This is a genomic window from Alcanivorax sp., from assembly GCF_002726155.1.
In the GTDB taxonomy this organism is placed as follows: Bacteria; Pseudomonadota; Gammaproteobacteria; order Pseudomonadales; family Alcanivoracaceae; genus Alcanivorax.
The window spans coordinates 115,858-129,687 of the sequence record NZ_PBSH01000005.1 but is presented as its reverse complement, the minus strand read 5'-3'; the positions used below and the strand labels follow the sequence as shown (position 1 = coordinate 129,687).

At 59.4% G+C, this 13,830-nt stretch carries 11 protein-coding genes; 2 read left to right on the top strand and 9 right to left on the bottom strand.

What is annotated here, in order from left to right:
* Positions 1-9: 9 nt before the first annotated feature.
* From CL546_RS01955 to lnt, 4 genes are all read right to left on the bottom strand, one after another.
* Positions 10-1,740, bottom strand: coding sequence for a SulP family inorganic anion transporter (locus CL546_RS01955; protein WP_290492695.1), 1,731 nt, complete (start codon positions 1,738-1,740; stop codon positions 10-12).
* Positions 1,741-1,742: 2 nt separating this feature from the next.
* On the bottom strand, positions 1,743-2,171 hold the full coding sequence (locus CL546_RS01950; RefSeq protein ID WP_290492693.1) for a protein tyrosine phosphatase family protein: 429 nt from the start codon (positions 2,169-2,171) through the stop codon (positions 1,743-1,745).
* 39 nt (positions 2,172-2,210) lie between these two features.
* Complete coding sequence (locus CL546_RS01945) at positions 2,211-3,119, bottom strand: MBL fold metallo-hydrolase (protein ID WP_290492691.1); 909 nt, start codon at positions 3,117-3,119, stop codon at positions 2,211-2,213.
* A gap of 98 nt (positions 3,120-3,217) precedes the next feature.
* Positions 3,218-4,687 (bottom strand): apolipoprotein N-acyltransferase, encoded by a 1,470-nt coding sequence (gene lnt, locus CL546_RS01940; protein ID WP_290492689.1) that lies wholly within the window; start codon positions 4,685-4,687, stop codon positions 3,218-3,220.
* A 128-nt stretch (positions 4,688-4,815) separates the two neighbouring features.
* Between lnt and CL546_RS01935 the strand changes: the two genes are divergently transcribed.
* Complete coding sequence (locus tag CL546_RS01935; protein WP_290492687.1) at positions 4,816-6,192, top strand: B-box zinc finger protein; 1,377 nt, start codon at positions 4,816-4,818, stop codon at positions 6,190-6,192.
* 62 nt (positions 6,193-6,254) lie between these two features.
* On the opposite strand, the gene CL546_RS01930 is transcribed toward CL546_RS01935, so the two are convergent.
* The 5 genes from CL546_RS01930 to CL546_RS01910 form a co-directional block, all read right to left on the bottom strand.
* The gene (locus tag CL546_RS01930; RefSeq protein ID WP_290492685.1) at positions 6,255-7,559 is read right to left on the bottom strand and encodes a hypothetical protein; all 1,305 of its coding nucleotides are present in this window, start codon (positions 7,557-7,559) and stop codon (positions 6,255-6,257) included.
* Positions 7,560-7,693: 134 nt separating this feature from the next.
* The gene (locus CL546_RS01925; protein ID WP_290492683.1) at positions 7,694-9,085 is read right to left on the bottom strand and encodes a rhomboid family intramembrane serine protease; all 1,392 of its coding nucleotides are present in this window, start codon (positions 9,083-9,085) and stop codon (positions 7,694-7,696) included.
* Positions 9,051-9,938 (bottom strand): HlyC/CorC family transporter, encoded by an 888-nt coding sequence (locus CL546_RS01920; RefSeq protein WP_290492681.1) that lies wholly within the window; start codon positions 9,936-9,938, stop codon positions 9,051-9,053. The genes CL546_RS01925 and CL546_RS01920 overlap by 35 nt, the downstream gene beginning before the upstream one ends.
* Positions 9,938-10,465, bottom strand: coding sequence for an rRNA maturation RNase YbeY (ybeY, locus tag CL546_RS01915; protein WP_290492679.1), 528 nt, complete (start codon positions 10,463-10,465; stop codon positions 9,938-9,940). Before ybeY ends, CL546_RS01920 begins: the two co-directional genes overlap by 1 nt.
* On the bottom strand, positions 10,437-11,441 hold the full coding sequence (locus CL546_RS01910; protein ID WP_290492677.1) for a PhoH family protein: 1,005 nt from the start codon (positions 11,439-11,441) through the stop codon (positions 10,437-10,439). Before CL546_RS01910 ends, ybeY begins: the two co-directional genes overlap by 29 nt.
* Before the next feature lie 331 nt (positions 11,442-11,772).
* Here CL546_RS01910 and CL546_RS01905 point away from each other — a divergent pair, with 331 nt between their 5' ends.
* The gene (locus CL546_RS01905) at positions 11,773-13,809 is read left to right on the top strand and encodes an NHL repeat-containing protein (protein ID WP_290492675.1); all 2,037 of its coding nucleotides are present in this window, start codon (positions 11,773-11,775) and stop codon (positions 13,807-13,809) included.
* Positions 13,810-13,830 lie beyond the last annotated feature (21 nt).

Here is a 13,830-nt window from a genome sequence, read left to right as displayed (position 1 = left end):
CCCCACACATCACGTCTCGTGAGTGCTTTTCCCGAGTGTTTCCACCGCTTGATAGTGGCTGAGAAATACCTGGCCGCTCAGCACGCTCAGCAAGTGATTTTTTTTCAAACGATCCATCACTGGGCCTTTCACTTCAGACAGATGCAGTTGGACGCCGGCCGCGTCCAGCCGTTCGTTAAGGCTTTCCAGGCTTTCCACCGCGCTGGCATCAAGGTGGTTGATAGCGGAACACATCAACACCAGATGACGCACCTCGGGGCGGGCCATGGCCCGGTCGTAGAGCAGGTCTTCCATGGGGCGGGCGTTACCAAACCACAGCGACTCGTCCACGCGAATAGACAACACGGCGCTTTCCACGACAACGTCGTGGCGGTCTATGTTGCGGAAATGGTGGGTGCCGGGGACCAGACCGACTTCGGCCACATGGGGCTGGCTGGCACGCCACAGAAACAGAACCAGTGACAGTACGACCCCGAACAGCAGGCCGGTTTGCACATTCACTAACAGCACACCGGCCAGGGTAGCGGCCATGGCCAGGCTGTCCGGGCGGCTGGAGTGCCACAGGTTTTTCAGCTCTCGTAATTCAATCAGTGAGAGTACGCCCATGACAATAATGGCGCCGAGGGCCGCCTGGGGAACGCGGGTGAACAGGCCGGTAAACCACAGGGCCACGACGCCCATGGCCAGCCCGGCGAGCAAGCCGGTCATGGGGGTGCGCGCGCCGGCTTCGAAACTGACGGTGGTGCGAGAAAAACTGCCGGTGACAGCAAAGCTGCCGGACAGGCCGCTGGCCACATTGGCCAGACCAAGCCCCAGTAATTCACGGTTGGCGTTGATACGTTCGCGGCGTTTGGCGGCCAGCGCCTGGGCCAGGGAAATGGACTCAACGAATCCGATCAGTGCCAACAGCAGGGCCGGGACCAGCACCTGATGCCATTCGCCTGTTTGCAGGCCTGGCCACGCGGGGTGTGGCAGCCCGTCGGGAATGGCGCCGACTACGGCAAGACCTTGCTGATCCAGCCCCAGGCCGATATTCACCAGAGCCGTTACCAGTACGGCAAGCACCGGGCCGGATTTGCCGAGAAAGGCGCTGAGCCAGCCGGGCAGGGCGGAGCGTTTGAGTGGGCCAGCCATTTTTTTCGGAATGATCAGGCAGGCAATGGCGAGGGCGCCTATTGCCACGGTGATCCAGTGGGTCGCTTCAATGCTGCCCAGCAGGCTGCGGCCCATGGTGAGGATGTTCTCGCCATGGGCTTCGATGCCAAGTAAATGGCTGAGCTGGCTGGCGGCAATGATGATGGCGCAGCCGCTAACGAACCCCAGGATCACCGGGTGGCTGAGAAGGTTGGTGAGCCAGCCCATGCGCAGGGCGGCCATTACGAGCAGAATGGCCCCGGACAAGAGTGCCATGGCGATGGCGGCCTGGATGAAACGCTGAGGATCGCCGCCGGCAATGGCGCCAGCGGCAGAGGCGGTCATTAATGAGGTCAGCGCGGCGGGCCCCACGGAGAGGGCGCGACTGGTGCCAAACAGGCCGTAAATAATCAGTGGCAGGATGCTGGCGTAGAGCCCGGTTTCCGGGGGCATGCCGGCCAGCAGCGCGTAGGCAAGCCCCTGGGGAACCAGTAACAGGGTGACGATAATGGCAGCGATGCCATCACCGGTAGCTTCCTCTTTGTTGTAGCGAGCCAACCAGTCGCTGGCGGGTAACCAGTGTAGAAATTGGAGGGCTCGCGGCATGGTTATTGCTCCCGGCGTTGGTTGAGGCGATCGGCCAGCTTGCTCAGGTCGTATCCGGCTTGTTCGGCGGTAGCGAGAATGCTGCCAGTGTCTTGTTCGGTGGCCTGGGTCAGTGCCCACAGGGTGGTGCTGCGTGTGCCGGTGCGGCAGAAGGCCAAAACCGGCGTTTCGGCCAGGGAAACGATGGCGTCAAAGCCGTCGATATCGGTTTCGGCAATGTTGGCGCCGACCACCGGTTGATGGGCGTAGGCGAGCCCGGCGGCTTCAGCGGCCACGGCCATTTCGTTGCTGCTGGGCTGGTCGGCGGCTTCCCCGTCCGGGCGGTTGTTGAGCACCATCTTGAAACCGGCGGCGGCAACGGCAGGCATGTCTTCGGGCAGCAGTTGCGCAGATACGGACAGGTCATCATTGATCTTGTTGAATTCGGTCATGATTCAGCCTTTTTCGGATTGGGTGTGTGATGCGTTAGCTTACGCACTTGTGCCTCTGTCCTCATCCGTTGTGGGCTGGGTTGCGAAGGTATTGAGCGGAATTTTCAGATATTGCACGCCATTGTCTTCAGCCGCAGGCAGGTGGCCGGCGCGCATGTTGACCTGCACCGACGGCAGAATCAGCCGGGGCAGGCTCAGGGTGGCATCACGCTGTTCCCGTAAGGTGACAAACGCCGTTTCGCTGATGCCTGCATGGACATGGATATTGTGCTGGCGTTGCGCGCCGATGGTGGTTTCCCACTGGAAATCCTGGCGCCCTTCGGGCAAGTAGTCGTGGCAGAGAAACACCCGTGTCTCATCCGGCAAGGCCATCAGTGTCTGGATTGAACGATAGAGTGTGCGTGCATCTCCGCCGGGAAAGTCACAGCGGGCGGTGCCGTAATCGGGCATGAACAGGGTGTCGCCAACAAAGAGGGCGTCACCGATCAGGTGGCTCATGCAAGCCGGAGTATGGCCGGGGGTGTGGATCGCCCGGGCATCAAGCTGGCCGATCCGGTAGGTCTCACCGTCACGGAAAAGGTGGTCGAACTGGCTGCCATCGCGGGCAAAATCGCTGCCGGCGTTAAAGACGGTGCCGAAAGTGTCCTGAACGGTACGGATGTGTTCGCCAATGGCCAGTTTGCCGCCAAGTTGTTGCTGAAGCCACGGCGCGGCGGACAGGTGGTCCGCATGCACGTGAGTTTCCAGCAGCCAGTCCACAGTCAGTTGCTGATCACGAACGGCGTCGACGATGCGTTGTGCGCTGCAGTGGCGGGTTTGGCCGGATTCGGGAGCGTAGTCCAGTACCGGGTCGATGATCGCGCAGTGGCGCGATGCCGGGTCGACCACGATGTAGCTCACCGTGTTGGTGTCAGGGTCAAAAAAAGCCTGTATCTGGGGGCAGGGCATGGCGCCTCCGTGGATATATTCTGACCACAGTTATAGGCGCCCGGCAAAGGAATGTCAAATTTGATATAAGCTTATATCAAAAAGAAATATATCGGGTTTCACTTGTTCCTGAGCATGCCCCCCAGCCCGATCAGCAGCGCCGATAACAGCAGCCAGGGCCACACACCGGTGGCCATGAACGGGGTGATACCGGTGCGTGGATGGTATTCGCTGTAGAGCACGTCGCGGGTGAATTGGGGCAGGGCATCAATCACCTGGCCGTGATGATCAATCACCGCGGTGACGCCGTTGTTGGTGCCCCGTAGCAGCCACCGCCCGGTTTCTGCGGCACGCATGCGGGCCATCTGGAAGTGTTGCAGCGGGCCGGCGGAGGTGCCAAACCAGGCATCGTTACTGATGGTCAGCAGCACATCGGCGTCGTGACTGCGGGTGGCTACCTGTTCCGGGTAGAGAATTTCGTAGCAGATGAATGGCGCCACGGTGTGGCCCAGGGCGGTCAGGTTCGGCTGCGTGGGGCTGCCGGGGGTAAAGCCGGACATGGGCAAATCAAAGAAGGGGATCAGCCCACGGATCAATGACTGCATGGGAACGTATTCACCGAACGGGACCAGCTTTTGTTTGTGGTAGACCCGCGGGTTGCCATCGCCCGGCTGCAAAGGAATCGAGGCAATGCTGTTGTGGTAGGTCACCCCGCTGTTGCTGACCGTGCGCCAGGGCACCCCGGTGATGAAGCCGCCGTTACGTTCAGCGATTTGCTGGCCTTCCTGTTCCACAAAGTCAGACACATTTTGGTAGAAATCAGTGAGGGCGGATTCCGGCCAGATCACCAGGGTATCGGCAGGAATATTTTGAGTCAGATCCTGATAGATCTGCTGGGTTCGCTCACGCATGGACAGCTGCCATTTGATGTCCTGGGGAATGTTGCCCTGCACCAGCGCGACTTTCTGGGCCGGGCCGCTGGTTTGGGTGAACGTGAGCGTGTGAGCGACGGCGGTGAGCACCAGCAGGGCGCAGGCTGCGGCCAGGCCAGCGTGCCATGCTCGCCGGCTGCTTGCCGGGCGAACCAGGCTGGCACTGACCAGCACGGTGGTGAGCGTGAGCAGCCAGACCCCGCCGATGGGGGCCAGCGGAGCAAAGGGCGTATCGATCAGGGCATAGCCCGCATACAGCCAGGGGAAGCCGGTGAGGAAAACGCCGCGCACCCAGTCCAGCAGTAGCCAGCTGCCGGCAAACGCCAGCGCCGAACGTCCCAGCTGCCAGCTGGCATAAAAAGTGAGCCCGTAAAACAGGGCCAGAAAGGCAGCGAAGATACCGGTGAACGGGATGGCCATCCACAGAGGCATGAAGCCGTAGTCGTGCATGGACACATGCACCCAGGAAATGCCAAAAGCGAACATGCCGAGCCCGTACAGCCAGCCTCGCAACAGCGCTTCGCGGGCAGAACCGGCTCGCTGTTGGCACCAGTAGCCGGCGCCGATGCTGACAAACAGCAGCGGCCAGAGATCATAGGGAGCGAAGGCAAGGGGAAAAAGCAGGCCGGCAATCAAGGCCAACAGACGATCTCGCATGGGGTTCCTCGTTTCATGCTGGCGAGCGGGCCGCCTGGCGGTTTGGACTAGAGTCGATGCAATAATACGAATAAAGTAGCAGGCAAAATAACCGGTCAAGCCGGAACGACAAGTCTGGGGGCATCATAGTGAAACACCCATGCAAGTACCATCCGGGAACGGAGGCGCTGTGGTATTGCGCCCATGATGGGCTGCATCTGTGTCAGCAATGTGTGGATGGCGATGAGCACCACCGTATGGAAGCCCGTTGCTTGCTGTGCAATCACGATCTGGTGCCGGTGGGACAGGATCAGGTCGGCCCTTTGTGGCAACGACTGGACCATTATCTGCAGCTGCCGTTTGCCTTGCCGTTACTGCCCCTGTTGGCGATCTGGGCGGTGCTGGCGGCGCTGGTGCCGCCATTGTGGATGATGGTGCCGGTGGCTTTGCTTGCAGGGTTGCCGACCTTTGCGTTTTCCGCCGCCTTGATGGCACTGCGTGCCGGGCCCCGGAAAAGCCGCAAGGCAGCCTTGCCCGGCTGGGATTGTCTGGGTGAAAGCAAGGTTTGGCAAAGCGCGTTGTGGCAGGCACTACCGGCAATGTTGATTATCGCCCTGGCAGGCTTCCTGATGGTTGCGGTGTCGGTCCCGGCGGGCTTGATGGTGCTGGTGATTGGCATGTTGTTGGTGCCGGCCCTGTGGCTGGCGGTGCTGGTGCAAGGGGCTGAACCTGGGGCCTATGCGGCGGCGGCCACCTACATTGTCTCTGCCCCCCGTGATTATGGCGTGGCTGCCGGGTTCGCATCGCTGGGTGGTGTGTTGGTCGTGGCGTTGATTAGCGTGGCCATGGATGTGTTGCCCTTGCCCCTGGTGCAGGGCCTGGCCGGGTTGCTGCTGGCCTGGTGGTGGCTGGTATTGGCCGGCCTGTGCGCAGATGTCGCCGCCCGTCATGGTCGGCTGTGGGGGCTGAACCAGGGAGGGCGGCGTGTCACCCAGCCGTTGGCCGAGCGACGCCAACGCACGCAGTTGTGTGCCGGGCGGTTCGACAAGGTGTTGCTGACCACCACGAAAGTCATCAAGACAAAGAAAGCCACAGTAGCGGATTGGCACCAGCACGACCGGATGCTGGCGGTGCTGGGTAAAGAGCAAGAGCGGGCTGCCCTGGTGGAGCCCTATCTGGATGTGCTGATTCGCGCCCAGGCCTGGAGTGATGCGCTGGCATTGGTGACCCGGCGGCGAAAACGCGACCCGCAATGGCTGCCGGGTGCACCGGTGCAAAGGCTGGCGCTGGCGGAAGGTATCCATGAACGCGAGCCAAAACTGGCGGTTGCCCTGCTCAAGGATCTGCACGACAAACACCCGGACTTTTCTGACCTGGGAGAGGCCTACCTGTTACTGGCCAAGGTGCTGGCCGAACAGTTCGGGCTGGCAGGCAAGGCCGAGCAATATCTCCGCTTTGTAGAAAGCCATTGTCGCGATGCCCGTTTACGCCAGAAAGTGTCGGAGTGCCGGGTGGCCTGGGGGTAAGACTTTATGGCTACCCCCCCCCCTTTTTTTCTTTCTATTTAATCGTCACCCAAGCCTGGACCTTAGTGATAGATGTGGTCGTATTGCACTTTCAGTGTGTTGATTAGGGCTTCCATGCTGGTTTCGGAAAGGCGGGTTGTCTTCCCCGCCAATGTGACGTCGACGGGTATGGTTACCTGTGCCGCGGCGGCGGCCACTTCCTTGTAGCCACGCAGAAGGTAGAGGTTGGCCTGGCTTGAGGTCAGGTCATCGGCGCTCATCTGGGCGGCGCTAAGCATCTTGATCGGATCAGTAATGAATGCGGTCTTCATGACCTTGAGGCCTGTCATCAAGTTGGCATTTCTAAGAACTTTGGCTTCTTGAATGATGGCGGTCTGGTTATTGGAAAAGTCGTTAGTTGCGAGATAGAGGTCAAAGTGAACCTGGCTTTTTGCTACAGCAAAATCCCCCAGCGCCAGGCGAAAAGACTCGATATCCTGGACGGCTTGTTGGTCACTGTTGCTCAGATTTTTTCGGCGCCAGCGATTTGCCAGGGCAGTGTCAAAGCGGGCAATAAAATCGGCATAACGATCATCACTGATTACTGTTTCTTCTGATTGGGTGTCCGCCAGTAACGTTTGACTGTCCAGTGCAAAGACACTCAAGTATTCAGCGGCAGGAAATGATGTCTCGAAGCTATCCATCTTGAGAATAAAGTACGGATACTGACGGGGAACATGTTCGCTGAATTGTGTTTTGGTTGTCTTATCCCAATGATGGTCACGGTTCAGTAATGAGAAGATGTCAGCACTGACCCCATTACAGTCCATGGCATCGGATTGAATGACTTGCGTACCGTTCATTAATCGGGTGGTTGCCGCATACAGCCCCTGGCTGTCCGGTAGTGCTTGTTGGTCAACGCGGAGGCTGACAATAGGGGCAATGCCTTTTCCGTAGGTGGCGGGCAAGCCGGACCAGGTGCCGGGGTGAAAATACGGGTCAACATAACTGATAAAATTCAGGCAGGCGTCTGCGGGCAGGGGTAGGTAAGCCCGTTTCTGGAATACTTTCCCTTCTTCATTCATGGACAGAATCGTGGGCTCAAGCACAATTTTTACGCCGCTCTCTGCCAGTTGATCGTTCATGGCCTGGTAGAGATAGAGAGCATAAAAACTGGTTTTCTCCAGGGTTTGTTGCAAGGCCTTTGGGTTGACGTCCAGCTGTCGCTTGAACTTGGCAACCATCTTTTCTTCTTGAGCTCCGGCCATGCGGGCCATGTATGGCGTATGGTCCGCAAAACGTTCGGCAATGGCTGCTTTGTGTTCCTCCTCTACCCCGGCAGGGTAGCGAATGCTGATAATTCTGTGTTGGTAAGCTGAATCGGCCAATGGCGGTGCCGGTTCGTAAAAGTGGTTGGGCAAATTGTTTTTGGGGATGTCCGAGCTGATACAGGCAGACAGAGTCAGTGACAGCAAAGCAACAGCGGGAAGGTTCCTTTTCATGTTTTTTCCTTGGTTAGGACTCAGAGAGTCAACGCTTTGGCCCGATGTGAAAGCCCTTCCTGTTCCAGGGCCCGTTGCAATGTATTGATAGCATTCTTGCGATGATCGTGTTCGTCGAGTTGTTTGGCCAGCGCTTCTGCCTGCTGAAAATCCCTGGCGTGAGTAAGGGTGAGGACAAGCTGGCAACCGGTTCCGGTGCTGAGTGGTTCGCGCTTGCGTTGATTGTATTGTTTCCAATGCTGGCTGATCTGGAGGGCCTCGCCAGAAGCACGCGCGGGGTGGCGAAATAAGGCCTCAGCGGCGTGTTTCAATGTGGTGGTGTCGCCGCTCATCTGCTGGGCTGTGAACAGGCCGGTGAGGGCGTCAAAATGGTTAGGTTCTTTGGCAAGGACCTGCTCGAAGGCAGCACTCGCGGCGTCGCCGTTCAGTTGCCCCAGGGCGTCCCAGCCCCGGGTCAGCGAAGACAGTTGCTGTGGGTCCTGGCTGCTATGGTTTTCCTGTTCCGCCTCGACGGGTTGTGGGCGCATGATCTGCACCAGCAACAGGCCGCCGAAAAAGGCCGCGAGGCCGGCGCTGAGGTTGGCGAGCAGTGGATTACTGAACAGGGCAAGGGCAGCGAGGGCCGCCACGGGCAGTGGCAGCAGGGTGTAGGGCGATACAGACAGGCGCTGCCAACGTTTGTGTTTGGGATGCCAGACCGGCAGCGATAGCGCACCGCGCTGCAGGCCGAAGAAGGCGCCGAACCAGACCAGCAGGGGCGCGGTGGCGCCGTGGAAAGGAATCTGCCCCGGGCTCGCCAACAACAGGTAACCAAAACCACTGAGCAGGCACCCGAGAATCCACAGGGCGAATACTCGGCCGTGGCCGAGGCGCCGTTCCAGGGTGGGGGCCAGCGGCACTAATAACAGCAGGCTGGCCAGGGTCAGCCAGAGCGAAGCGCCGGTGAAGGGGGCGGTAAAGAAGCGGGCCGGGCGCGGTGAGTTGTCGGGCAGGCCCCAGCGATACAGGTTGCTGGTGGTTACCTGTGCGGGAATTTTTTTGCGCAGGCGGTCCCATTGTTCGATCTCTGCAGCGGACCAGAAATCCCGGGCGCGGCGTTTGCTGTCCACCACGAAGTCATCGGCGAACAGGGCCGCGCCGTAGACATGGGCGTCCATATCCGCGTTTTGCTCCAGCTGTTGGGACAGGGCGCTTTGGTTATTGAAGCGAAGCCAGGAAAGGTAGTTGTCCCACTCCAGGGCTTTCAGACCACTGCTTTGATACCAGTTAAGCACCGGCTGGGAGGGGGTGGCGCTATTGAATAGCTGGCCAACGAGCAGGGCAATGGCCAGGCAGGCCATTACCCAGGGCGCAGAGCGCCAGGCAGCCGGGGCGGGATCAGTTGGTGTCTGCTCCGTGATCGGTGTGGTCATTGTCGTCATCCCCCGGCGGTGTTACCCGTAACAGTCGTATCGTGCGGCCGTCGGCGCTGAGCACGGTGACGCGGAAGCCTTCCAGGGTGATGCTTTCATCACGGCCTGGCAGGCGCCCGAACTTCTGCATCACCAGTCCCCCGATGGTGTCGAACTCTTCATCACTGAGCTGGCAGTGGAAGTGTTCGTTGAAGTCGTCGATGGGCGTAAGTGCCTTGACGGTGTACTCGTTGTTGTCCAGATCCTTGATCAGGTAATCGTCTTCGTCGATATCGTGTTCGTCTTCGATTTCGCCGACGATCTGTTCCAGCACATCTTCGATGGTGACCAGCCCGGCCACGCCGCCGTATTCGTTGACCACGATGGCCATGTGGTTACGGCTGATACGAAATTCGCGCAGCAGGGAGTCCAGACGTTTTGATTCTGGCACTACCATAGCCGAACGGATGTGATCTTTGATCGCAAAACGCTCCATACGGGCGGGATCAAGGATTAACGGTAGCAGATCCTTGGCGAGCAGGATGCCAATGACTTCATCCGGGTCGTCGCCCAGTACCGGAAAGCGGGAATGGGCGCAGTCGATAATGGTGGGCAAAAAATCCCGTGGGTCGGAGCTGGCCTTGATGCTGACCATTTGCGAACGGGGAATCATGATCTCACGCACCTGCATGTCTGCCACGCAGATGGCGCCTTCGATGATGCCCAGGGTGTCGCCGTCGATGATGTGGGTGTCGCGCATGGAGCGCATCAGTTCCAGTAGTTCGCTCCGGTCTCCCGGAGTGGGTGAGAAAAACTGGCCGACACGCTCCAACCAACTTCGGCTGGTACCGTTATCCGAAAAATCGTCCGACATCAGGGGTTAAACTCCGTGTTTTCAGGTGGCGCCTGGCCTTCGTCGTGGGCAGGGCTGTAAGGATCAGGAAAACCCAGCTCGCCAAGGGCGCGGATTTCCAGGGTTTCCATGACGAGCGCATCGTCATCGTCGATATGATCATAACCCAGCAGGTGCAGCACACCGTGGGTGACCATGTGTGCCCAATGGGCGTCGAGCGGTTTGTGTTGTTCGCTGGCTTCGCGGTGGACCACCGTGTCGCAGATGACGATATCCCCCACCAGCGGTTCGACGGCGTCTTCCGGTAGCCCTTCGGGCATTTCAAACGGAAAGGACAGCACATTGGTGGGCGCGTCCTTGTCGCGGTAGTCGCGATTGAGGACGCGAATTTCGTCTTCTTCCACGATGCGCAGGGTGATGTCGCCCACCACGCCGCCAGCGGCGATGGCCGCATGGCGTACCCATTCGCACAGGCGGGCTTCGTCGGGGGCGTCCGGGGCATCGCTGGCCCACTGGATATCAACGGTCGGTGTCGGTATCCCGTTCATGACGGTCGTAGGCCTCTACAATGCGTTGAACCAGCGGGTGGCGAACCACATCGCGGCTATCGAACCGGGTCACCCCGATGCCGTTGACTCCGTCCAGCACTTCCAGCGTGTTGACCAGGCCAGAGCGTTGATGGCGGGGCAAATCCACCTGGGTCACGTCGCCGGTAATCACCGCGCGGGTGCCAAAGCCAATCCGGGTGAGGAACATTTTCATCTGTTCCGGAGTGGTGTTCTGGGCTTCATCCAGAATCACAAAACTGTTGTTCAGGGTGCGCCCGCGCATGTAGGCCAATGGCGCCACTTCGATGACCATTCTGTCCATCAGCTTGGCCACTTTTTCAAAGCCGATCATTTCGTAGAGCGCGTCGTATAGGGGGCGTAGATAGGGATCGATTTTCTCTGCCAGATCGCCGGGCAGAAAACCCAGCTTTTCACCGGCTTCCACAGCCGGGCGCACCAGCAGGATGCGCTGAACTTCGGCTTTTTCAAGGGCATCGACCGCGCAGGCCACTGCCAGCCAGGTCTTGCCGGTACCCGCCGGGCCCACGCCGAAATTGATATCGTGCTTGCGGATCTGCTTGACGTACTCACGCTGGTGCGCGCCGCGGGGCTTGATGCGTACCCGCTTGGTGCGGATCAGCATGTCATCGCTGGGAAAGGGCACGGTGTTGTCTGCGTTGCCGCTGCTGGCATGGTCCGCCACGTTGGACTGTTGCAGATGCAGGTGCACCATTTCCGGGGTCAGCTCGGTGCCGTCACGGGTCTGTTCATAGAGTTCGCTGAGAATCGCCCCGGCCGCATCCACGGCGTCGGCGTCCCCGGCCAGGTGAAACTGGTTGCCGCGGTTGAGGATTTCCACGTGCAGGCGCTGTGCGATCTGCTTGACGTGCTCATCCAGGCGGCCACAGAGGCTGGCCAGTCGACGGGAATCGTTGGGTTCGAGGCTGATGTGCTGTGAAACGAGTGGTGTGTCCAAGATGGAAAAGGTGGCCCTTCGGGCTGTTTAGAGAGTGTATTCAGAATACCCGGAAGCGTTGTTCCGGGAAAGCGAATTCGCAGGGGCAGCGTAGCCGCCGGCACCGGCAGCTGCAAGGAGCAGTGCGCTTGTGTCTGACAGTTGGGGGGAGCGGGTGGATGAGAAACCCCGGTCGGACTCGCCGGTTACACTTTGTCACGCGAAATTTGCCGGTTGTTTGCATCCATCCGCGTGTTGCCTGCGTATCACTGGCAGGGCACGGCACCGTGCCCGCCACTGAGGGTTCAGTGGTTCGATGGGTTGTTATCAATGGATGGAAAGGAGTAACAGGATGAACATCGGCACGTATCGCAATGTGGGCTGTGTGGCCCTGGCGGCGGCAATCAGTCTCGCTGCCTGTGGGGGTAACAGTAGTCGTAACAATAGCGTAACACCACCAGAGGTTCGCACGGACCCGATTTTGGTGATGCTCAACGGCTCAACCAATAAGGGGTTAATCAACCGGCTGGATTCGGACCTGAATGTGGAAGCGCGTTTTTCATCCGGTGGCAACGAAGGCATGGCGCAGGATCTGTTAGGTAACGTGTATGTAGCCGATGACACAACGACCCCGAGTTCCTTCCAAACCATTCACCTTGCGGCCCAGCGAGAAGACAGCAGCCTGACTGATCCGGCGCTGGAGCGCGATATCGATGCGCCCGGTTCCGCCACGGTGAAAGGGATTGCCGTGGCTCATGAGGCGGGCCTGTTGTTCGCCGCCAATGTGGGCGGTAACAGTATTGAAGTGTTTGGCACCGCGGCGGGCGACATGGCCCAGCCGTTAGCCTCCACCGCACTCCCTGCCAACTGCTGGGATCTGGCCTATAACGAAACCCTGGATATTCTGTTCCTGGCCATGACCAACGGCACTATTCTGGTGGTAGACGATTATGTGGCGGGCGGTTTCGATGCCACAGCAGCACGGACTATTACCCCAGGTGATGGCTCCAGCATTTCCAATATTCACGGGATTGCCTACCGCGCGGCCACCGACACGCTGGTGGTGACGGATGTGGGTGATGCGGCGGTGGCGGATGATGGCAAGGTTTATGTGATCAGTAATGCCAGCTCCGCTTCTGGCATGGTGACGCCGGATCGCACGATCGCAGGGCCTGCGACGATGCTGGGCAATCCGGTAGACCTGATTCTGGATGGCGACAAGGCGTATATTGCCGAGAAATCCAACGATGCGATTCTGGTCTACAACAATATTTTCTCTGGCGCGTCCGGCGATGTGGCACCGAATAAGACGGTGGCCTCAGTGAAGCCGGAATCGTTGGTGCAAATCAGGACGCCGTCACTGGGTGACGATGTTTCCGATATTGATGACAGCAGCGTCACGATCAACGGGGTGCTGGTCTCCAGTAATGCGCCGTTGCCGGGTGACCCAGATGTGGTGGTGCTGGATACCGACCTGACGACCGTGCAGCGGGATTTCACCGTGGGCGAGTCACTGGAAAGCGTCAGCGTGAATCAGCTGGGGGATGTCTATCTCACCGCTGACGATGGCGCCAACCTGGACGGCCGCATTGTGGTGGTGAACCGTTTGGGCACCGAACGTGATGGCGAGATGTTTTCGCTGAGCCGCGACCGCATTGTGTCCGGGGCGGCAACGACACTGGTCAGCCCGAAAGGCTTTGATGTGGCGGATGAAGCCGGGCTGCTGCTGATCACCGATAACGGTGATCCGGCGGTGAAAGTCTTTGGTGCCCAGTCCGGTGGCAATGCGCCGCCACTGTTTTCAACAACCCTGACCGTGCCGCCCTGGGATCTGGCTTATGACCCGGACCAGGACCGCCTCTATGTGGCGCTCACCGATGGCACGGTGGCGGTGTTTGACGACTACGTAGCCAATGAAGGCGCGGACGATGCAGACCGGATTATCACCCCGGCTATCGGCGGTAGCGCCGTTGCCGCACCGACTAACCTGCACGGTATCGTCTATGTGGCTGACAGCAATGCGCTGATTGTCTCTGACGTGGGCAGTGGGGCGAATCCTACCGATGGCAAGTTGTATGTGATCGAAAATGCCGATCGGGCAGAGGGCAATACCAATGTGTCGGTGAACATTGATAACGGCGATGGCACCACCGTTGGCAATACCCAGCTGGGCAATCCGGTGGATATCGCCTTCGATGGCAGCAGCCTGTACGTGGCGGAAAAATCTCAGGATCAGGTGTTGCGCTTCGATAACATCCTGTCCAGCCCGGGCGGCGATGTGACACCGGATGCCAGTTATGCGCAGACCAAACCGGAGTCCGTGGTGTTGTTGCCGGATTATCTGGCACCGGCTGAGGAAGATGGCCTGCCCAGCGGCAGCATACGCTGAGACCAGGCTGCTGAAACGGGG